Source organism: Streptococcus varani, assembly GCF_001375655.1.
GTDB classification, from domain to species: domain Bacteria; phylum Bacillota; class Bacilli; order Lactobacillales; family Streptococcaceae; genus Streptococcus; species Streptococcus varani.
This window is the reverse complement of sequence record NZ_CTEN01000001.1, coordinates 38,454-58,970: the sequence shown is the minus strand read 5'-3', so window position 1 is coordinate 58,970 and position 20,517 is coordinate 38,454. Positions and strand designations below refer to the sequence as shown.

Below are 20,517 nucleotides of genomic sequence, written 5' to 3'. Positions count from 1 at the left end.
AGGTTTCTAGGCTTTTTATTTTAGTCAGCTTTTTTTGTTTTGCTGTCCAAGTCTTTTCCCAATTGAATGATATAGTTCTTTAAATCATCCTTGGTTTGAGGATGGTTGAGACCGTATTCAATGGATGTTTTCATGTAACCAAACTTATCACCAACATCATAGCGATTGCCCTTGAATTCACGAGCAAAAACACGTTGGGTCTTATTGAGCGTATCAATAGCATCCGTCAATTGAATCTCATTACCCGCACCTGGTTTTTGATTTTCCAAAATAGCGAAGATTTCTGGTGTTAAGAGATAGCGACCGATAATGGCCAAATCAGATGGAGCATCTTCTGGCTTTGGTTTTTCCACAAAGGTATCAACACTGTATAGTCCATTCACGCCCTCTCCTTGAGGAGCGATGACACCGTATGAAGAGACTTCTTCATGCGGAACGGGCATAACAGCGATGGTAGAAGCATGGGTTGCTTCATAATCTTCAATCAACTGCTTGGTTAAAGGATGATTGGTTCCGTTGATATCCATGAGGTCATCCCCCAAGAGAACAACGAAAGGTTCATTTCCTACAAAAGCTTTTGCCTGAAGGACAGCATCGCCTAGGCCACGTGGATGACTCTGACGGATAAAGTGGAGGCGGATGCCAGTTGACTCATCCACTAGTTTGAGGAGTTCAGTTTTTCCTTTTTCTTTCAGGTTGTGTTCTAATTCAAAGTTTGAATCGAAATGATCCTCAATGGATCGTTTTGATTTGCCCGTAACCACCAAGATATCTTCGATACCAGAAGCAAGGGCTTCTTCAACGATAAATTGAATAGTTGGTTTATCTACGATAGGTAACATTTCTTTGGCGAGAGCCTTAGTAGCTGGTAGGAAGCGTGTACCAAGACCAGCAGCAGGAATAACAGCTTTTCTAACTTGTTTTTTCATCGGTATTCTCCTAGCTTATGACCATTCATTTTCTTGGCGGAATTCCCCGGCCATGATCGTTTTAATCGCATCTTCGATGCGAGCACCTTGGTAGATGACACTGTAGATAGCCTGAGTAATGGGCATATAAACACCCAATTCTTGAGCTAATTCGTAGGCAGCACGAGTCGTTGAAATGCCCTCAATGACCATGCCCATATTCTTTTCGATGTCTTCTAGTTTTTCACCGCGACCCAGTGCATCACCAGCACGCCAGTTTCGAGAATGACTAGATGTTCCTGTAACAATCAAATCTCCTACACCTGATAGGCCGGAATAAGTCAATGGGTTGGCCCCCATTTTTACACCGAGACGAGTGATTTCTGTCAGGCCACGCGCGATGATAGCTGCCTTAGCATTGTCACCAAAACCAAGACCATGTAAAGCACCGGCTCCAACAGCGATAATATTTTTCAAAGCACCAGCTGTTTCTACACCGATCACATCGTTGTTGGTATAGAGGCGGAAGTAGCGATTGCTAAAGATTTCTTGTACATAAGTAGCCACTTCCATATCCTTAGAGGCTGCAGAAATGAGGGTCAGGTCACGAACGATTGTCTCTTCGGCATGGCTAGGGCCGGATACGACAACGATTTCACTACGCAGTTCTGCAGGGATTTCTTCTTCCAAGATGGTTGAGAGACGTTCATGTGTATCTGGTTCCAAACCTTTTGATGCGTGCATAACAACCACCTTATGCTCCAGAATAGCAGCTACTTGCTTGGCAACCAAACGAGTTACTTTTGTTGGCACAACAAAAAGAACGGCATCGACACCATCCAAGGCCTCGGCCAAATCTTTATAGCCTTTAATCCCCTCATCTAAAACGATGTCTTTAAAGTAACGTGTGTTGGTATGCTTCTCATTGATTTCATCAATTTGGTCTTCAATATTCCCCCAGATACGGACCTGGTGTCCATTGTCATTCAATACTTGTGATAGGGCTGTTCCCCATGAACCAGGACCGAGAACGGCAATTGTTTGTTTTTCCATGGTCTCTCCTTGTAAAAGATTGTTTTATTCATTATATCATAAGAAAGGGCTTACTGATAGCAAGAACTGTTAGAAGGGGAGTGGGACAGAACACGACAAGTGAAAAAATAGTTCCCCTCACGTCCTAATTTCTAGGTTCGGGCTGAAAAAGCCTCTTCCCAGGCTCTTTCACTCCCACCCCGCAAGCCTAGTAGCTCTAATAGTCTGGGAGACTGTTAGAGTGTGGAAATGGAGCTGACAAGGTCAGCGTCAATGTCCAAGCTTTAAAAAAAGCGAAGGAATCTCCACTAGGCTACTGCGTATTGTTCATATACCGAACATTATTAAAGAGGTCTGGGCTTTTTGCCCAGCCTCGTGAAAAACTTGAAAAGCTCCCAAAAACAAGATATACTTTGTTTTAAAACATACTTATAAGGAGCTTTGAGAATGAACAAACTGGCTATTTTTGATGCAGTTGTAAAGATATTGACCCAAGATTCTTCCACCAAGAAAGACATTTCAGGAGCAAATCCAGAGAAATTTCGCCAGAAGATTTCAGAAGATATGTCAGATGCTGACTTCCAGTATTTGATGGAATCTCATGTGGCAAGTTTTGGGGTTCTTTCTCATATTAGTTTTCATCCGAAAAAAAGTCATCCGTTCGGTTTTCGCTTGCGTTCGACTCCTCATGGCTTATACGTAGTTGATGCTTATGAAGAGACTGGACTGCAAAAAGGAGATCAAATTGTCGCCATCGATGGGTTGGCTTTGCCAGTATTTTTTGAGGAACACAAGGACTTCTTTGTCAGCAAGACAGTTGAGCGCCAGTACATGGACTGGGCAAAATTAGTCAAAGGTGCAGCTTCGATTGAAGTTATCCGAGATGGTCAGTCTCTACATGTGGTCGTTGCTACCGTTTCAGAAGTGGTCAATAGGTCGGCATTTGAGGCTCATTTCATCAATTCAGATACCTACTATATGCGGATGGAGAATTTTCATGATGAAGCAGGGATTGCATCTTTATATGAAAGCTCTTTTCCAAAACTAGCCAAGGTTAAGTATCTCATCATAGATGTCCGCATCAATCATGGTGGGAGCGATTCGCTTTACTTTCCTCTATTCCCCTATGCACTCTCAGTCGGGAAAGGCTTTAAAGATCTAAACGGAGATGGTGGTTTTGGGATGGAAATTCTCTATACTCCGACCAATGTGGCGCATCGTCTCAAACAGTTTGAAAATCACTTGGCAGATCCAGCTATCTCAGAGGAATCCAAGCGGATGATTGAAGCCTTCATCAAAGAGTTAGAAGTCAATCAAGACAAGGATTATCAAACGTATGGTGAGGATGAAGATGATTATTTTGGTCACTTTATAGGATTGGAAGAAGCGCCAGAAAAGATTCTTGTCCTTTCAGATGTAACTTGTGGTTCTTCTGGAGATAATTTTGTGGATATCATGAGACAAATGCCGAAGGTGACAGTGATTGGGCGTCCAACCATGGGGATTTTAGATTATTCCAACTGTTGTGTGGCTGATTTTGGGGATTATGAATTACTCTATCCAACATCTAGAAGTCTGGCAGATAAAGGAGTTTTACCAGATATTGAAATCCCTTGGACACCTGAACATATAGAAAGAGATGTAGACTTGGCGGTGGCTCTAGATTATTTGGCAAAATAATATTTAATAAGCTACCGATTTGCTATGAATGGGGTGCGAGATGGAATATCTCGTCACTCCTATTTTTATTTTTGAAAATAAAGGAATGCTTCTCTTGACAATAGTTCTCTTAAGAACTATAATGGTTTCCGTGCTAACTAAGGAGGAAAAATCATGTCCCATATGGCAGAAATCCGTCAGGTTTTTCATCAATTAGAATATCTCAGCGATGAAATGGCCAAACATCATGGTGTGGAACATTTGGCAGGTCCGCAAGGTCATGTTCTTCTCTATCTGACAAAGAACCAAGACAAGGAAATTTTTGTCAAAGATATTGAAGCCCAGTTAAAGATTTCTAAATCTGTAGCCAGTAATCTGGTCAAAAGAATGGAGAAAAATGGCTTTATTGAGACCATTCCTTCCTCTACAGACAAGCGTTTTAAGCAAGTCGTTATGACAGATTTAGCTTTGGATAAATTGGAGCCTTTGAAAAAATGGCATCAGGAGTTAGTTGATCAGCTTTTTGTGGGAATCCCTTTTGAAGACTTTCAAGTCATGTTACGCTTGATTCAACAGCTTAAACAAAATATTAGTAAGTATAAGGAGAATAATCATGCTTAAACAAGCATTGAAACCCTATAAATGGTATGTAGCGGGCTCGATTTTGATGACCTGCCTGGTGGTTACCAGTGCTCTATCCCAACCTCAATTTCTTAAGGATGTCCTAGCTGCAGTTTTAGAAAACGATCAGGATAAGATTTATAGTATTGGTTTTTGGCTCTTGATGATAGCTGGACTGGGACTCCTAGCTGGTGCTACCAATACCGTTTTGGCAGCCAAGATTTCGCAAGGGGTTTCTGCAGATGTAAGGGAAGCAGCTTTTCGTAAAATTCAGTCTTTCTCCTATGCCAATGTGGAAGAGTTTAATGCAGGGAACTTGGTTGTTCGACTGACTAATGACGTCAATCAAATCCAAAACCTGATGATGATGCTTTTCCAAGTCCTCCTACGCCTTCCAATTCTCTTTGTGGGTGCCTTTATTCTGGCTGTTTCCACACTGCCAAGTCTTTGGTGGGTGATTGTTCTGATGGTTATCTTCATTGCCATCATCATGGCAGTGACCATGGGGGCTATGGGGCCGCGTTTTGGGAAGTTCCAAAAACTCATGGACAGAATGAATGCTATCGCTAAGGAAAACTTGCGTGGGGCTCGTGTAGTCAAATCATTTGTACAAGAAAAAGACCAGTACGGAAAATTTAAGGAAGTTTCCAATGATTTGCTAGATCTTAATCTTTTTATTGGCTATGGTTTCTCAATCATGCAACCTCTCTTGAGCTTTGTTGCCTACATGGCCATCTTTTCTTCTATTTATTTAGTTTCTGGATTGGTAGAGACAGAGCCTGAAGTTATCGGAAATATTGCATCCTTTATGACCTACATGATGCAGCTCATGTTTGCTATTGTTATGGTTAGCTTCATCGGTATGCAAGCCAGTCGTGCCTTCGTTTCCCTCAAGCGTATTGGGGAGATTTTAAATACTGAACCAGCCATGACCTATCAAGAAGGCCCGTTGGAGGAATTGTCAGGGGATCTAGTCTTTGATAATGTCAGTTTTACCTATCCTAAGGATAGCGAACCCAGTTTGAAAAATGTTTCCTTTGAGGCTAAAAGTGGCCAGATGATTGGGATTGTCGGTGCGACGGGTGCAGGCAAATCCACTCTTGCGCAGTTGATTCCACGACTCTTTGATCCACAAGAAGGGAAGATTACCATCGGTGGCCGAGATTTGAAAGAAATCAGTCAAGAAACCCTGAAAGATACGGTATCTATCGTACTTCAGAAAGCTGTTCTCTTTTCAGGGACGATTGCGTATAATTTGCGTCAAGGGAATCCAAACGCTGATTTGGAAGCCCTCGAGCGGGCCTCAGGTATTGCCCAGGCCAAGGAGTTTATTGATCGTTTGGATAACTCTTACGAGAGTCATGTGGAAGAGCGAGGCAATAACTTCTCAGGTGGACAGAAGCAGCGGATGTCTATCGCGCGTGGTGTAATCGGACAGCCGAAAGTCCTAGTCTTGGATGACTCGACCTCAGCTCTAGATGCTAAGAGTGAAAAACTGGTTCAAGAAGCTCTCAATAAAGATTTGAAAGAAACGACAACCGTTATTGTCGCTCAGAAGATTTCATCTGTGGTTAAGGCTGATAAGATTTTAGTTCTAGATGAAGGTCGCCTGATTGGTCAGGGAACCCACAAAGAATTAGTAGCCAGTAATGCGGTTTACCGTGAAATTTATGAAACCCAAAAAGGAAAGGAGCTTGAAGACTAATGAAAACAGCACGATTTTTCTGGTTTTATTTAAAACGTTACAAACTATCCTTTGCTGTCATCTTTTTGATGATCATTATTGCTACCTATATGCAGGTTAAGGCTCCGGTTTATTTGGGCCAAGCTTTGACAGAATTAGGAACCTGGGTTCAAGAATACTTTAAGACCAAAGCTATTGCGGAAGCAAGTGGCAAGGATTTTGTGAAGCCAACCATGGACGCTTTCCAAGCAGTGATGGGCAGGCTCTTGATGGCCTATCTGAGTCAAACGAGTGCAACATTGATCTTCTCCTTTCTCTTTACACGCATCATTGGTCATTCAACGAACCGTATGCGCAAAGGTCTTTTTGGCAAGTTGGAACGCTTAACGATTCAATTCTTTGATAGCCATAAAGATGGGGATATCCTCTCTCGCTTCACCAGTGATTTGGATAATATCCAAAACTCCTTCAATATGAGCTTCATCCAGGTCATGACCAATATTGCTCTTTATATCGGTCTAGTTTGGATCATGTTTGACCTCAATGTCAAGCTCGCTTTTGTAACGGTAGCCTCGACGCCAGTAGCTCTTATTTTCTTAGTGTTTATTATCAAAACAGCTCGGAAATATACAGATCGCCAACAAGCAGCAGTAGGGGAACTCAACGCCTACATGAATGAGAAGATTTCTGGTCAGAAAGCTATTATCGTCCAAGGGGTGCAAGAAGATACCATTAAAGGCTTCTTAACTCTCAATGAAAATGTTCGGGCTGCTACCTTCAAAGGTCGACTCTTTGCAGGTCTTCTCTTCCCTGTTATGAATGGTATGGGTCTGGTTAATACAGCTATTGTTATCTTTGTTGGCTCTACCATGGTCCTCAATGATTCTAGCCTCACAACAGCTGCAGCTCTGGGTCTAGTGGTGACTTTTGTTCAATATTCCCAGCAATATTATCAACTCCTCATGCAGATTGCCTCTAGTTGGGCCGAATTGCAATTGGCCTTCACAGGTGCTCACCGTATTCAAGAAATGTTTGACGAGCCCGAGGAAGTTCGTCCTGTCAATGCTCCTCAGTTTACGGAATTGCGCGAGGGAGTTGAGATTGAGAATATCGATTTCTCCTATATTCCTGGTAAAAAAGTCCTCTCCAACGTGTCGATTTCAGCTCCAAAAGGCAAGATGGTGGCCGTTGTTGGACCGACAGGTTCTGGTAAAACGACTATCATGAACCTCATTAACCGCTTTTATGATGTGGATGCGGGCGCCATTAAATTTGATGGTAAAGACATCAGAGATTATGATTTAGATAGCCTGCGTCAAAATACAGGGATTGTTCTGCAGGAGTCTGTTCTTTTCAGCGGAACAATTGCCGATAACATTCGATTTGGTAACCCTCAAGTCTCTCAAGAGATGGTGGAAACGGCTGCGCGTGCGACCCATATTCATGAATTTATTATGAGTTTGCCAGATGGGTATGAAACTCATGTTTCAGATGATGAGAATGTTTTCTCAACTGGTCAGAAACAGCTGATTTCCATTGCTAGAACGCTGTTGACCGATCCCCAAGTCCTGATCTTGGACGAAGCAACCTCAAACGTGGACACAGTAACGGAAAGTAAGATTCAAAAAGCCATGGAAGCTATCGTTGCTGGACGGACTAGCTTCGTCATTGCCCACCGTCTCAAGACCATTTTGAATGCTGATCAAATCATCGTTCTTAAAGATGGTCAAGTCATCGAGCAAGGCAATCACCAAGAACTGCTCCGCCAAGATGGTTTCTATTCCGAGCTCTACCACAACCAGTTTGTCTTTGAGTAGACTTTTATAGTTAATCGAATTAATTTTTGAATAAGGAATTGAGATGCAGGCTTTACTAGAGTACTGCAAGTAGAAAATGATGCTGTATCAACGTTAATTCAAATGGCTATATAATAAATAATTAGTCGTCATTCTTTCATATCTATTGAATAGATTGAAAAAAACTTCAACCAAAGGAGAAGAGAGATGTTTTTAGCTTTAGAAGAAATGAAGCGATCCAAATTACGCTACAGTCTAATACTGGGGCTCCTGTTTTTGATTTCCTATCTGGTTTTCTTTTTGTCAGGTCTATCTTATGGATTGATGCAAGAAAACAGAGCAGCTGTCGACAAGTGGGAAGCGACATCCGTTTACCTATCCACCAATTCCAATAGCATGCTGGCTGCTTCTCGTTTTGATGTTGCCCTCTTGGATGATGTTAAAGCAGAAGACAAAGCGGTTCTAGCTCAGAGAGCAATTGTAGCTTGGAACAAGGTTGATGCAGGAGTAGATGATAAATCCCGCATTAGTGTCTTTGGTATTCATGCCAACGAATTTATCGCACCAAACATTATAGAAGGTTATGGCTTAGAAGCTAGTGGACAAGTCGTTGTCGACAAGACCTTGATTGAAAATGAAGGCTATGCACTTGGTGATACCCTGTATCTGGCGGATACCGATGAAACCTATACCATTGTCGGAGTAACTGAACAGGCGCGTTTTAGTGTGTCACCCGTTGTGTACATGTCCTTTGAAGATTTTCAAAAGGCTGTCTATGGTGAGCGACCTGAGAGTGCTCCAGACTTTGCCAATGCTATTGTTGTCAGAGACGAAAACTCTAGCACAACAAATGAAGACTTAGAAAAATTATCTATTTCAGATTTTATTCAAAATCTACCAGGTTATTCAGCTCAGAACATGACCTTTGGGTTTATGATTGGATTTTTGATCGTGATTTCATCCATTGTGGTGAGCATTTTTATCTATGTTTTAACCACTCAGAAGACAAAAAATTTCGGCTTGATGAAGGTGCAAGGGTTATCCAATGCCTTTATTTCTAAGTCAGTTTTGGCACAAACCTTCCTTTTAAGTGCAGTTGGAACAAGTCTAGGGCTTTTGGGAACCTACCTGTCTTCGTTAGCTCTACCTAATGCTGTTCCTTTCCAAAACAATTGGCCTTTCTACGGCGCTATTTTCGCCTCACTAGTAATCTTTGCTGTATTGGGAGCGATTTTCTCTGTTCGAGCAGTTGTCAAAGTAGACCCTCTTAAAATGATTAGTTAGGAGATCAGATATGACATTAACATTCCATAATATTACAAAAGAATTTAAAGACGGTTCCAACACGATTGTTGCCTTGAAACCAACCGATTTCTCCGTTAAGTCAGGTGAATTCGTAGCTATCATCGGACCTTCAGGGTCAGGGAAAAGTACCTTTTTAACCCTAGCAGGTGGTCTTCAAACACCGACTAAGGGAGAAATCACTATCAATGAGTCTGACTACTCTAAACTCAGTGAAAAAGAAAGGGCTAAACTCAGATACAAAGATATCGGATTTATCCTACAAAGCTCCAATTTGATTCCTTTCCTAACCATTGAAAAACAATTGGACTTGGTGGATAAAATAAATAAAAAAGCCAACAAAGAACGCCAAAATGAACTCTTTGAGGATTTGGGGATTTCCCACCTGAAAACGAAGTTTCCAAGTGATTTGTCGGGTGGAGAACGCCAACGGGTGGCCATCGCTAGGGCTCTATACAATGATCCGGTTCTCATTTTAGCCGATGAACCAACTGCCAGTCTTGACAGCGAACGCGCTTTTGAGGTTGTTGAGCTTTTAGCCAAGGAAGCTAAGGAACAGAAGAAAGCCATCATCATGGTAACCCATGATATTCGAATGGTGGAGAAATGTGACAAGGTTTACGAAATGAGAGATGGTATTTTAACCCAAAAATCCTAAGTTAAATAACGGCTCAATCATGAACTCTATCACAATATGAACAAACTAAAAATATGGTCTTTGCAGGCCATATTTTTAGTTTATAGGCTTTAAAACATTGCCATCTATTCTGCATTGATATACTCAAAAAACTTAAGGACAGAGACCATAATAGATAGAGCTATCATCAACATTCCAATCCCAAAGTATAGTTCTCTGATTTTTGCCTGATAGTGGCCGTTTTCGACCATGCAGTAGCCGCCAAATCGAAGCAGTTTGCTTTTTGCTTTTCACTTACGAATAACTTATAATAGAGAGTAAGTGTTTTAGCTCTCAAAAGACCGATTGGATGAAAAAAGTCAGTGTCTTGTAACCTGTGATATGAATGAGAAAGTGTTTGTTTCAAAAATGGGAACAAACACTCAACATGGCGCCAGGATAGGGAAAATGCAGACCAAAGAGGTTGCTTATTAAAATCTGGATGCGATGATTTCCGTTGGTTAGCGTGTGAACTCACAAAAAGCGACTCTTGCTTAGCAGGAAACACAAAAATGAATAGACAGATAAGATGCGAAAGGAAAACAAGATGAAAATTCGTGGATTTGAACTGGTCAGCCAGTTTACAGATGAAACTTTATTACCAAAGAGAGAAACAGCCCATGCAGCGGGTTATGATTTGAAGGTGGCGGTGGAAACCACTATCGGTCCTGGGGAAATCGTTCTGGTGCCAACTGGTGTCAAGGCCTACATGCAAGCAGGTGAGGTGCTATATCTTTTTGATCGCTCGTCCAATCCTCGTAAAAAAGGCCTGGTCCTCATCAATTCAGTTGGCGTTATTGACGGGGACTATTATGATAACCCTGCTAATGAAGGCCATATCTTTGCTCAGATGAAAAACATCACGGATGAGTCGGTTGTGCTTGAAGTCGGCGAACGTATTGTCCAAGGCGTCTTCATGCCATTTTTAGTGGTGGATGGAGATGAAGCAGACGGTGTCCGCACGGGTGGTTTTGGCTCGACTGGGAAATAGGTCTGACGAAAGGGTACTGTCTTCATGGTGACAGATAGGAAAAGCAGATGAAAATAGTGTTTGTTCGCCATTCGGAACCTGATTATTCTATGCTGGATCAAGCAGTGAATCCGGATGCTTACGCAGGATTCGGTCGTGACTTGGCTCCTTTGACTGAAAATGGACGCATGCTGGCTGAGAAAGCAGCACAGGACGCCCGATTGGCACAGGTTCAAGTTGTGATTTCTTCCTCTATCACAAGGGCCTTGGAGACAGCTACTTATATTGTTCGCCATCAAGACAAGCTACTCTTAGTAGAGCCTTTCTTTCATGAATGGCGCCCTGATTTGGATGGGTTAAACTATACAGCAGCGACGGTTGAGAAGGCCTATCAGCTCTTTTGGGAAAACAAGGGGCAGTTACCAGCGGATTCGCCTGTTCGCTATGAAACTGCAGCGCAGGTTCGGGAACGTTTTTTGAAGGCTTTAGAGAAATATCGTCACTATGATAGCGTAGCTATTGTCTGCCATGGCATGCTCATTCGCCAATTTTTCGATCAAGAAAAAATCCAATACTGCGAGCTAATCGAAGTAGAAGTATAAGGAGGAACATCATCGCTAAGAAAAAAACAACTTTTGTTTGTCAAAATTGCGAATATCACTCGCCTAAGTATCTAGGTCGTTGTCCAAATTGTGGGGCTTGGTCTTCCTTTGTGGAGGAAGTAGAGGTCGCAGAGGTCAAGAATGAACGAGTTTCCCTGACCGGTGAAAAAACGCGCCCTTTGAAACTCAATGAAGTGTCTTCTATCCAAGTGGCTAGAACCAAGACCAATATGGATGAGTTTAACCGCGTCTTGGGTGGCGGTGTGGTACCAGGAAGTCTAGTCCTCATCGGTGGCGATCCCGGGATTGGGAAGTCAACCTTGCTCCTGCAAGTCTCTACCCAGTTATCGACCATCGGCACTGTACTCTACGTTTCGGGGGAAGAGTCTGCCCAGCAAATCAAGCTGCGTGCCGAGCGTTTGGGAGATATTGACAGCGAATTTTACCTCTACGCTGAGACCAATATGCAGTCCATTCGCACGGAAATCGAGAAGATTCAACCTGATTTTTTGATTATCGACTCGATTCAAACCATCATGAGTCCTGAAATTTCCAGCGTACAAGGTTCTGTCAGCCAGGTTCGTGAAGTGACCCATGAGCTCATGCAGATTGCCAAGACCAACAATATTGCCACCTTCATCGTTGGGCATATGACCAAGGAGGGGACGCTCGCAGGTCCGCGTACCTTGGAGCATATGGTGGATACGGTTCTTTACTTTGAGGGTGAGCGCCAGCATACTTTTCGTATCTTGCGCGCGGTCAAAAACCGCTTTGGTTCTACCAATGAAATCGGCATCTTTGAGATGCAGTCTCAAGGTCTGGTCGAAGTGACCAACCCAAGCGAAGTCTTCTTGGAAGAACGTTTAGACGGAGCAACGGGCTCTGCCATTGTCGTGACTATGGAGGGAACACGTCCGATCTTAGCTGAGGTGCAGGCTCTCGTGACGCCAACCATGTTTGGTAATGCCAAGCGGACGACGACTGGTCTGGATTTCAACCGTGCCAGCCTGATTATGGCGGTCTTGGAAAAACGTTCTGGTCTTCTCCTCCAAAATCAGGATGCCTACCTCAAGTCAGCAGGTGGTGTCCGTCTGGATGAGCCAGCCATTGACCTAGCTGTGGCTGTGGCCATTGCATCCAGCTACAAGGAAAAACCGACCAATGCCCAAGAATGTTTCATCGGAGAAATCGGTCTGACAGGAGAAATACGCCGTGTCAACCGCATCGAGCAACGCATTAACGAGGCTGCCAAACTGGGCTTCACCAAGGTCTACGCTCCTAAAAATTCTCTCTACGGTATTCAAGTACCAGATGGGATCCAAGTGGTAGGAGTCACAACCCTGGGGCAAGTCTTGCAAAAAGTCTTTGCTTAATTGTGCCAGCTGAAGAAAGACTGAAAGATTACATAAAAATAAACCGAACGAACCTGATTTAGTCAGGTTTTTTCAATGACAAAAAACCTAGAAAATGATAGCATAGTGACAAGATTTATACTCTGTAAACATCAAAACCGTGCTTTCTTGTCCAGCCTTGAGGATTATTAGATGCCGATGGTCTATAGTCAGCTTTTATTTTCAAGAGTTTCTTTCTGGGTCGCTGAACTTACCTAGGACTTGCTCAGCTAGTTTTGGTTGATTTTCTTTGAGTAGTCGTCGCAATGAAGGAGAAACTATGTCTTATTTTGAAAAATTTTTAACCACTAACCGAGCTTATGCCGACTTTCATGGCAGTGCCCACTTGCCTCTTAAACCCAAAACTCAAGTTGCCATTGTCACTTGTATGGATTCCAGACTTCATGTGGCACCAGCCTTAGGTTTGGCTCTGGGGGATGCTCATATTTTACGGAATGCAGGTGGCCGTGTCACTGAGGACATGATTCGTTCCTTGGTTATTTCCCAACAACAGATGGGAACGCGAGAGATTGTCGTCCTCCACCATACAGATTGTGGGGCTCAGACTTTCCGAAACGAAGATTTTGCTCGGCATATCCATAAGGAACTGGGGGTCGATGTGACTGGCCAAGATTTTCTACCTTTTACCGATGTGGAAGAAAGTATCAGAGAAGATATGGCTATTCTCCGTAACTCACCTCTGATTCCAGATGATGTGATTATCAGTGGAGCAGTTTATGATGTGGATACTGGTTTGATGACAGAAGTTATTTAATAGAAAAAGAAATAAAAAATATGTTATTGCTTGACAGTGTTTTTAAAAGGGTTTACAATTGTATTAAATAAATAGTACAAAGGAGAAAAAACCATGTCAGATAATCGCATGAAATACACCATTGATAGCAATATGCAGTTTCCTCTAGTGGAAATTGCCCTTGAAGCGGGGGAGATGGCCTACATTCAACAGGGCAGTATGGTCTATCATACTGATAGTGTGACGCTCAATACTCGCCTCAATGCTAAGGGTTCTGGGATCGGCAAGTTAATGGGGGCTATCGGACGCTCGATTGTATCTGGTGAGTCTATGTTTATCACTCAGGCGACTTCAACTGCTGCGGATGGTGTTTTAGCGCTTGCACCAAGTATGCCAGGTCAAGTTATTGCACTTGAATTAGGTGAAAAGCAGTACCGCATCAATGATGGAGCTTTTCTAGCTCTGGACGGTTCCGCTCAGTATACCATGGAACGCCAATCGGTCGGTCGGGCTCTTTTTGGTGGACAGGGTGGATTCTTTGTTATGACAACCCAAGGGCAGGGAACTCTTTTGGCCAATAGCTTTGGTTCCATCAAGAAAATTGATTTAAAGGGTGGGAGCATCACCATTGACAATGCTCATGTTGTCGCTTGGAGTCGCGACTTGGACTATGATATTCACCTAGAAAATAGCTTTATGCAATCCATCGGAACTGGTGAAGGTGTGGTCAATACCTTCCGTGGAACTGGGGAGATTTACGTACAGAGTCTCAATGTTGAAACCTTTGCACATGTCATTGGAAACTATATTTCTACAGGTAGTAGCTCCTAATTTGTAAAGATATTGCTCTAGGAGTGTATATGGATTATTCAACAATTATCGATCAACTTTATAATGCTCTCTTGGATAAGGAAGTAGCTGGTCAGCCAGAATTATATGGGATTTGCCTACAGGCTAAGAAGGAATTGGAACAGAAGGAACCAGAAAATCTTGTTTTCACACGATTTAGTCGTAGTCTATCTTGGTATCTTGTATGTCACAAATACCAAGCGCCTAAATCAATCATAGAATTGGCTATGGCAGTTGAAAAAATTGCTCAGGAATACCGGAGCCAAGTAGCTTGGAGCCAGCTTCTGGGAAGTTTATTCTCAAGAGGAAGGAATTAAATAGAATTTCGTCAAAGGATGCAAGGAAACTTGTGTCCTTTCTTTGTCCACTTACTTGCCCAAATCAACCACTTACTGAAAAGGACTTGTAAGATTTTGTCATCCTGATATAATGGTAACAAAGAAGATGAGATTGTTTGACAGAATGAAGAGAGGAGGAGTCTATGAAGATCAGGATTGAGCTGGATGATGGTTTGGATGATGTAGAAGTAGTCATTCGGACCAATCGCTTGTCAGTAGAAATTGAGCAAATTCAGCAAGCCTTGATGCAAATAGAACGTCCTCGCCTGGTTTTTTATAAGGGGACCAGTGAATACTTCTTAGAATTGGCAGATATCCTCTTCTTTGAAACAGATGGGGCTAGAATTTTTGCTCATAGTCGAGACAATGCTTATGAGGTCAAGCTCAAACTCTATGAGTTAGAAGAATGTCTGCCTGCTTATTTTAGTCGGATTTCTAAGTCTAGTATTGCCAATATCCGCGCTATTTACTCGCTGGATAAGTCCTTCTCCGGCACCAGCACCATTCGCTTCTATGATACGGTCAAACAGATTCATGTATCGAGGCACTACTATCAACTCTTAAAAGAAAAATTACGTGAAATGAGGTAAGGAATATGAAAAAAACATGGTTGGGTGCAGGTTTGATTGCAGTAGCAGTCTATGTCCTGTTTGGAAATAGGTTGCAGCTTCCGGAGTTTGGTATTTCTATCTGGGCTCTCTTATTTATCGTTGGATTCGGTGTTTCTGCCATTCAAAATGTTCTGCGAAAAAACTATACTAGTGCCTATATTAGTGGTGTGATTTCTGTGATCATTTTGGAAAATCAATTTAACTGGTTACGGATTAGCACAGGAACGATGATTTTTGCGGCGGTTTTAGCGGGTATTGGTCTGAGTATGCTTCTAAAGCCTAAGTCTACGGTCAGTCAGTTTAAAGACTTTCGATTTGGGGATGGTATCAGCGATACGATTCATGATACAATTGATGGAACTTTCTCTAGCAACAACGATTCGGACACTGTTTTTGGGAATACGACCCGTTACATTAATGACGAAAATTTGACAAGAGTTGGTGGGGATGTTGTTTTTTCAGGGACCTCCATCTATTTTGCCAATGCGACCATTCTGGGGGATCAGGCTATCTATTCAGGTGATGCAGTCTTCTCTAGTGTCAAACTCTATGTACCCAAAGATTGGCATGTGGAATTTACAGGCGATAAGGTATTTAGTACCATCAAATCGTATCCGAGCGGAGGATTATCTGGCAAAACCCTAGTGGTTACAGGGGATTACGTTTTTAGTCAATTGGAAATTATTTATATCTAGTTTTTAGGGCAGTATTCTGCTCTAAAAATTATCACAATCATTATCTGAATATTCTGAAAATATGAGGTAAAAAATGAAAAAACTTCTTAAAAATAAATTGTTTATGACGATGTTTGCCAGTGATATGTTGTCCAATTTTGGGGATGTTATGTATTATCTGGCGCTTATGTCCTATGTCCTTCAGCTACCGGATGCAAAGTTGGGGATTGCCATTGTTAGTATATCTGAGACCTTGCCGATTTTAACAGGCTTTATCATGGGGTATGTGGCGGATCGGGCGGTGGATAAGGTCAAGACCATTTTGCACACCCTGTATTTCCGTGTTGCTCTCTATAGTTTGGTTGGTCTAGCTATGGGTTTGACACCTAGCTTAGGGGTCGTTATTATTGCCAGTTTCATCAACTTTTTATCCGACCTAGCAGGTCAGTATTAAAATGGCCTCTATACTCCCTTGAGTCTGCGGATTGTGGCTGATGAGGAACGGTCTGATAGTTTCGCCTTTCGTCAGGCGGTTGGTTCTGTTTTCTATATCGGCTTTCAATCGATTGGGGCTGTATTGGTTTCTATCATGACTTATCAAGCCTTGGCATTTGTCAATGCAGGAACCTTTGCCCTTGCGGCACTTATTCTATTACTAGTCACACCGAGTTTAAAAAGATTGCTTGGAGAACGTCCACTTCAGATAGAGGAAAGCAAGGATGCATCCTTATTTCGAGACCTTTGGACCAGTATGAGAGAAGCTGTTCATGAGTGTCTGAAGATTCCAGAAATCAAACATTCCATCATCATTACCCCGCTTCTCAATGGCTGTTTCAATGTGATTCCCATTATTATTGCAGTCCTGCTGAGTCAAGATAAGACCTTTGTCATTATCAATCCAGCTACAACCTTAGCTTTGGTGACCACTTGTAGTTTAGTTGGAGGAATTGTCGGGAGTGTTTTAGCCATGTCAGTCTTGAAGAAATTAGACATTCTATCAGCCCTTCGTCTTGCCTGCATCTTTGTTCCGATTTTCTTTTTCTTTCTTCTAAACCACAATGTTTATGGAGTGTTTGCGACCATGTTTTTGGTCATGATTTTAGCAGGGGCTATCAATCCAAAGATGAATGCTCTTATTATGAATCGTTTACCTGAAGAGAAATTAGCCATGATTGGTGGTGGAATCTCCACCTATTTTCAAATGGGTTCGATGCTTCTGCGACTTCTTGTCTCCAGTTTGATTGTGGTCTTGCTAGTGGATTGGATTAGTCTAGGTTTTCTACTGCTTGGTCTGCTGGTTTTGGTCTATGCTCTGCGGTTCAATAGAAAGGCGACGCTAGAGTGATGGATGGTGAATTTTAGCAAACCTGATAAGCATAGGATAGAGTAGCTGATTGCGCTTGAAAGTCACTGTCGGCTTTCTTTTTTTGGATTTAGTGCTATAATAGAAACAATGTAAAAAAATGATAACGGAGCATACAATGACCAAACCTATTCGTGTGCGTTATGCACCAAGTCCAACTGGACTCCTACACATCGGAAATGCGCGGACTGCGCTCTTTAATTACCTCTACGCTCGTCGCCACAATGGCACATTTATCATCCGTATCGAAGATACTGACCGCAAGCGTCATGTGGAAGACGGTGAGCGTTCACAGCTTGAGAACCTGCGTTGGTTGGGCATGGACTGGGATGAAAGTCCAGAAACACATGAAAACTACCGCCAATCGGAGCGTTTGGAACTCTACCAAAAATATATTAATCAACTCTTGGCAGAAGGTAAGGCCTACAAATCATATGTGACCGAAGAAGAACTGGCTGCAGAGCGTGAGCGCCAAGAAGCTGCTGGCGAAACACCGCGTTACATCAACGAATTTATCGGCATGACTGAAGAAGAAAAAGTAGCCTACATCGCTGAACGCGAAGCTGCAGGAGTCATTCCGACAGTTCGTTTGGCTGTTAATGAGGCTGGTATCTACAAGTGGACGGACATGGTCAAGGGGGATATCGAGTTTGAAGGTGGCAACATCGGTGGTGACTGGGTTATCCAGAAAAAAGATGGTTACCCAACTTACAACTTTGCTGTCGTTGTGGATGACCACGATATGCAAATTTCACATGTGATTCGTGGCGACGACCATATTGCCAATACCCCTAAACAGCTCATGATCTATGAAGCACTAGGATGGGAAGCACCAGAATTTGGCCATATGACCTTAATTATCAACTCTGAGACAGGCAAAAAACTCTCAAAACGAGATACGAATACGTTACAGTTCATCGAAGACTACCGTAAAAAAGGCTATATGCCAGAAGCGGTCTTTAACTTCATTGCTCTTTTGGGATGGAACCCAGGTGGTGAGGAAGAAATTTTCTCTCGTGAACAGTTGATTGAACTCTTTGATGAGAACCGTCTTTCTAAATCTCCAGCTGCCTTCGACCAGAAGAAAATGGATTGGATGAGCAATGATTACCTTAAAAATGCTGATTTTGCACCTGTCTTCGAACTCTGCAAACCTTTCTTGGAAGAAGCAGGTCGTTTGACAGACAAGTCGGAGAAGTTAGTGGAACTCTACAAACCACAGCTCAAATCAGCTGATGAAATTGTTCCATTGACAGACCTTTTCTTTGCGGATTTCCCAGAATTGACAGATGCTGAGAAAGAAATCATGGCTGGTGAAACGGTTCCGACTGTTCTTGAAGCTTTTAAAGCCAAGTTGGAAGCACTGACGGATGAAGAATTTGTCACAGCAAATATCTTCCCACAAATTAAATCTGTTCAAAAAGAAACGGGTATCAAGGGTAAAAACCTCTTTATGCCAATCCGTATCGCCGTTTCAGGTGAAATGCACGGACCAGAATTGCCAGATACCATCTTCCTCCTTGGTCGAGAAAAAGCTATCAAGCATTTGGAAGACATGCTAGAAGTGATTAAATAAACTGCATAAAACCAACCAAAATACAGGTTGGTTTTATTTTTTTGCAAAATAATGGCATTTTTAGATAAAAATCCAAATTATTTGAATAAAACCCTTGACTTGTGTATAAATATACAATATAATACTTTTTACATAGCAAAAACAGGAGCTATGACTTTATGAGAAGAGAGTAACAAAATGACAAAAGAAAAATTAATTTTAGCTTATTCCGGTGGTTTGGACACATCGGTTGCAATCGCCTGGCTTAAAAAAGATTACAATGTTGTGGCGGTATGCATGGATGTTGGTGAGGGCAAGGACCTCGATTTTATCCATGACAAAGCCTTGACGATTGGGGCAGTTGAATCTCATGTCTTGGATGTTAAGGACGAATTTGCTGAAGAGTATGTGTTGCCCGCTCTCCAAGCACATGCCTACTATGAGCAAAAGTATCCCTTGGTATCTGCCCTTAGTCGTCCCATTATCGCCAAGAAATTGGTTGAAATTGCTCACAAAACAGGTGCAACCGCAATCGCTCATGGTTGTACAGGGAAAGGGAATGACCAAGTTCGTTTTGAAGTAGCTATTGCGGCTTTGGATCCATCCTTGAAGGTTGTTGCGCCAGTCCGTGAGTGGAAATGGGCGCGTGAGGAAGAAATCAAGTTCGCGATTGAACACGGCGTCCCAGTTCCAGCTAATTTGGATAGCCCTTACTCAGTTGACCAAAATCTTTGGGGTCGTGCCAATGAGTGTGGTGTTTTGGAAAATCCATGGAATGAGGCTCCAGAAGATGCCTTTGGTATCACAAGTGCTGTTGAAGATGCACCGGATACACCAGAATATGTTGAAATCGAGTTTAAAGAAGGCAAACCCGTGGCCATCGATGGTCAAGAGATGAAGTTGGCAGACCTCATCCAAAAACTCAATGTTATGGCAGGTGCACACGGTATTGGTCGTATCGACCATGTGGAAAACCGCTTGGTGGGGATCAAATCGCGGGAAATTTATGAGTGTCCAGGTGCGGTAACCCTCTTGGCAGCCCACAAAGAAATCGAAGATTTGACTTTGGTACGTGAAGTGTCTCATTTCAAACCAATCCTGGAAAATGAATTGTCAAACCTAATCTACAATGCCCTTTGGTTTAGTCCGGCGACAAAAGCCATCTTGGCTTACATCAAGGAAACACAAAAAGTTGTCAACGGTACGGCTAAAGTGAAACTCTACAAAGGTTCAGCAAGAGTGGTTGCTCGTAAGTCGCCCAATTCACTCTATGATGAAAACTTGGCAACCTACACATCAGCTGATAGCTTTGACCAGGATGCAGCCATCGGCTTCATCAAACTCTGGGGATTGCCTACACAGGTAAACAGTCAAGTGAACAATAATAAATAATGAAGCATGTCTGACTGTATCTTTATTCGGCCGTAGATTGCTTAGATTTAGGGACAGTTAGTCAGCATTATGAGACAAGAAAAACTACTTTAGCAGCAATTTAGTCCATAATTTTCGCTGTGGTAAAAAGATAATTATCAAGATGGTGACATAGAAATAAACCAAAAAGGGAAGATAAGTTTTGGTGAGAAGGTTTCACGTCAATCGAGGAAGAGCGTTACAGCTAGTACTGGAGTACGGCAAACGTGATGACGACGAGTGACAAAGAAAATCTTCGTCAAACTTCAGATAAAAGGGGACAGGGAGCCCCATCTGATTTTCTTTTCTTATAAACTATTTA

General features: G+C 42.5%; 20 protein-coding genes. 18 read left to right on the top strand and 2 right to left on the bottom strand.

The features are described 5' to 3' along the window. Positions 1-20 precede the first annotated feature (20 nt). Both galU and BN1356_RS00335 read right to left on the bottom strand, forming a co-directional pair. Complete coding sequence (gene galU, locus BN1356_RS00340; protein WP_093649457.1) at positions 21-929, bottom strand: UTP--glucose-1-phosphate uridylyltransferase GalU; 909 nt, start codon at positions 927-929, stop codon at positions 21-23. Between the two features lie 15 nt (positions 930-944). After that, positions 945-1,961 (bottom strand): NAD(P)H-dependent glycerol-3-phosphate dehydrogenase, encoded by a 1,017-nt coding sequence (locus tag BN1356_RS00335; RefSeq protein ID WP_093649456.1) that lies wholly within the window; start codon positions 1,959-1,961, stop codon positions 945-947. A gap of 426 nt (positions 1,962-2,387) precedes the next feature. Here BN1356_RS00335 and BN1356_RS00330 point away from each other — a divergent pair, with 426 nt between their 5' ends. The 18 genes from BN1356_RS00330 to BN1356_RS00250 all read left to right on the top strand — a co-directional run bounded on the left by BN1356_RS00330 (position 2,388) and on the right by BN1356_RS00250 (position 20,177). Next, entirely contained in the window at positions 2,388-3,620 is a 1,233-nt protein-coding gene (locus BN1356_RS00330) for a S41 family peptidase (protein WP_093649454.1), read from the top strand. A gap of 153 nt (positions 3,621-3,773) precedes the next feature. After that, complete coding sequence (locus BN1356_RS00325) at positions 3,774-4,220, top strand: MarR family winged helix-turn-helix transcriptional regulator (protein WP_093649453.1); 447 nt, start codon at positions 3,774-3,776, stop codon at positions 4,218-4,220. Next, the gene (locus BN1356_RS00320) at positions 4,213-5,925 is read left to right on the top strand and encodes an ABC transporter ATP-binding protein (RefSeq protein WP_093649452.1); all 1,713 of its coding nucleotides are present in this window, start codon (positions 4,213-4,215) and stop codon (positions 5,923-5,925) included. The genes BN1356_RS00325 and BN1356_RS00320 overlap by 8 nt, the downstream gene beginning before the upstream one ends. Next, positions 5,925-7,721: an ABC transporter ATP-binding protein gene (locus BN1356_RS00315; RefSeq protein WP_093649450.1), complete on the top strand. Its 1,797-nt coding sequence runs from the start codon at positions 5,925-5,927 to the stop codon at positions 7,719-7,721. The genes BN1356_RS00320 and BN1356_RS00315 overlap by 1 nt, the downstream gene beginning before the upstream one ends. Before the next feature lie 186 nt (positions 7,722-7,907). Beyond that, the gene (locus BN1356_RS00310) at positions 7,908-8,984 is read left to right on the top strand and encodes an ABC transporter permease (RefSeq protein WP_093649448.1); all 1,077 of its coding nucleotides are present in this window, start codon (positions 7,908-7,910) and stop codon (positions 8,982-8,984) included. Positions 8,985-8,994: 10 nt separating this feature from the next. Further along, positions 8,995-9,660: an ABC transporter ATP-binding protein gene (locus tag BN1356_RS00305; RefSeq protein ID WP_093649447.1), complete on the top strand. Its 666-nt coding sequence runs from the start codon at positions 8,995-8,997 to the stop codon at positions 9,658-9,660. Between the two features lie 565 nt (positions 9,661-10,225). Then, entirely contained in the window at positions 10,226-10,669 is a 444-nt protein-coding gene (locus BN1356_RS00300) for a dUTP diphosphatase (RefSeq protein WP_093649445.1), read from the top strand. 47 nt (positions 10,670-10,716) lie between these two features. Next, complete coding sequence (locus tag BN1356_RS00295) at positions 10,717-11,250, top strand: histidine phosphatase family protein (protein WP_093649444.1); 534 nt, start codon at positions 10,717-10,719, stop codon at positions 11,248-11,250. Continuing rightward, the gene (gene radA, locus BN1356_RS00290) at positions 11,247-12,623 is read left to right on the top strand and encodes a DNA repair protein RadA (RefSeq protein WP_425423507.1); all 1,377 of its coding nucleotides are present in this window, start codon (positions 11,247-11,249) and stop codon (positions 12,621-12,623) included. Before BN1356_RS00295 ends, radA begins: the two co-directional genes overlap by 4 nt. Positions 12,624-12,921: 298 nt before the next feature. Continuing rightward, positions 12,922-13,416 carry a beta-class carbonic anhydrase gene (locus tag BN1356_RS00285; RefSeq protein WP_093649440.1) on the top strand — a complete coding sequence of 165 codons (495 nt, stop codon included), beginning with the start codon at positions 12,922-12,924 and terminating at the stop codon, positions 13,414-13,416. A gap of 93 nt (positions 13,417-13,509) precedes the next feature. Continuing rightward, positions 13,510-14,226 carry a TIGR00266 family protein gene (locus BN1356_RS00280; RefSeq protein WP_093649438.1) on the top strand — a complete coding sequence of 239 codons (717 nt, stop codon included), beginning with the start codon at positions 13,510-13,512 and terminating at the stop codon, positions 14,224-14,226. A gap of 29 nt (positions 14,227-14,255) precedes the next feature. After that, complete coding sequence (locus BN1356_RS00275) at positions 14,256-14,561, top strand: bacteriocin immunity protein (protein ID WP_093649436.1); 306 nt, start codon at positions 14,256-14,258, stop codon at positions 14,559-14,561. A 164-nt stretch (positions 14,562-14,725) separates the two neighbouring features. Beyond that, positions 14,726-15,172, top strand: a complete 447-nt coding sequence (locus tag BN1356_RS00270; protein WP_093649435.1) for a LytTR family DNA-binding domain-containing protein — start codon at positions 14,726-14,728, stop codon at positions 15,170-15,172. Positions 15,173-15,177: 5 nt separating this feature from the next. Next, a complete protein-coding gene (locus BN1356_RS00265) occupies positions 15,178-15,888 on the top strand; it encodes a LiaF transmembrane domain-containing protein (RefSeq protein WP_093649433.1) in 711 nt (236 codons plus the stop codon). 73 nt (positions 15,889-15,961) lie between these two features. Further along, positions 15,962-16,321 (top strand): MFS transporter, encoded by a 360-nt coding sequence (locus BN1356_RS12760; protein WP_245620269.1) that lies wholly within the window; start codon positions 15,962-15,964, stop codon positions 16,319-16,321. An 18-nt stretch (positions 16,322-16,339) separates the two neighbouring features. Next, on the top strand, positions 16,340-17,212 hold the full coding sequence (locus tag BN1356_RS00260; RefSeq protein ID WP_245620268.1) for an MFS transporter: 873 nt from the start codon (positions 16,340-16,342) through the stop codon (positions 17,210-17,212). 136 nt (positions 17,213-17,348) lie between these two features. Beyond that, positions 17,349-18,806 (top strand): glutamate--tRNA ligase, encoded by a 1,458-nt coding sequence (gltX, locus tag BN1356_RS00255; protein ID WP_093649431.1) that lies wholly within the window; start codon positions 17,349-17,351, stop codon positions 18,804-18,806. 177 nt (positions 18,807-18,983) lie between these two features. Further along, positions 18,984-20,177, top strand: coding sequence for an argininosuccinate synthase (locus BN1356_RS00250; RefSeq protein WP_093649429.1), 1,194 nt, complete (start codon positions 18,984-18,986; stop codon positions 20,175-20,177). Positions 20,178-20,517 lie beyond the last annotated feature (340 nt).

Coding starts and splice junctions, on each gene's coding strand:
- BN1356_RS00330 (WP_093649454.1), top strand. CDS start 2,388: ATGAACAAACTGGCTATTTTTGATGCAGTTGTAAAGATATTGACCCAA.
- BN1356_RS00275 (WP_093649436.1), top strand. CDS start 14,256: ATGGATTATTCAACAATTATCGATCAACTTTATAATGCTCTCTTGGAT.
- BN1356_RS00280 (WP_093649438.1), top strand. CDS start 13,510: ATGTCAGATAATCGCATGAAATACACCATTGATAGCAATATGCAGTTT.
- BN1356_RS12760 (WP_245620269.1), top strand. CDS start 15,962: ATGAAAAAACTTCTTAAAAATAAATTGTTTATGACGATGTTTGCCAGT.
- BN1356_RS00265 (WP_093649433.1), top strand. CDS start 15,178: ATGAAAAAAACATGGTTGGGTGCAGGTTTGATTGCAGTAGCAGTCTAT.
- BN1356_RS00320 (WP_093649452.1), top strand. CDS start 4,213: ATGCTTAAACAAGCATTGAAACCCTATAAATGGTATGTAGCGGGCTCG.
- BN1356_RS00295 (WP_093649444.1), top strand. CDS start 10,717: ATGAAAATAGTGTTTGTTCGCCATTCGGAACCTGATTATTCTATGCTG.
- BN1356_RS00335 (WP_093649456.1), bottom strand. CDS start 1,961: ATGGAAAAACAAACAATTGCCGTTCTCGGTCCTGGTTCATGGGGAACA.
- BN1356_RS00270 (WP_093649435.1), top strand. CDS start 14,726: ATGAAGATCAGGATTGAGCTGGATGATGGTTTGGATGATGTAGAAGTA.
- BN1356_RS00325 (WP_093649453.1), top strand. CDS start 3,774: ATGTCCCATATGGCAGAAATCCGTCAGGTTTTTCATCAATTAGAATAT.
- BN1356_RS00300 (WP_093649445.1), top strand. CDS start 10,226: ATGAAAATTCGTGGATTTGAACTGGTCAGCCAGTTTACAGATGAAACT.
- galU (WP_093649457.1), bottom strand. CDS start 929: ATGAAAAAACAAGTTAGAAAAGCTGTTATTCCTGCTGCTGGTCTTGGT.
- BN1356_RS00285 (WP_093649440.1), top strand. CDS start 12,922: ATGTCTTATTTTGAAAAATTTTTAACCACTAACCGAGCTTATGCCGAC.
- BN1356_RS00250 (WP_093649429.1), top strand. CDS start 18,984: ATGACAAAAGAAAAATTAATTTTAGCTTATTCCGGTGGTTTGGACACA.
- BN1356_RS00305 (WP_093649447.1), top strand. CDS start 8,995: ATGACATTAACATTCCATAATATTACAAAAGAATTTAAAGACGGTTCC.
- gltX (WP_093649431.1), top strand. CDS start 17,349: ATGACCAAACCTATTCGTGTGCGTTATGCACCAAGTCCAACTGGACTC.
- BN1356_RS00315 (WP_093649450.1), top strand. CDS start 5,925: ATGAAAACAGCACGATTTTTCTGGTTTTATTTAAAACGTTACAAACTA.
- BN1356_RS00310 (WP_093649448.1), top strand. CDS start 7,908: ATGTTTTTAGCTTTAGAAGAAATGAAGCGATCCAAATTACGCTACAGT.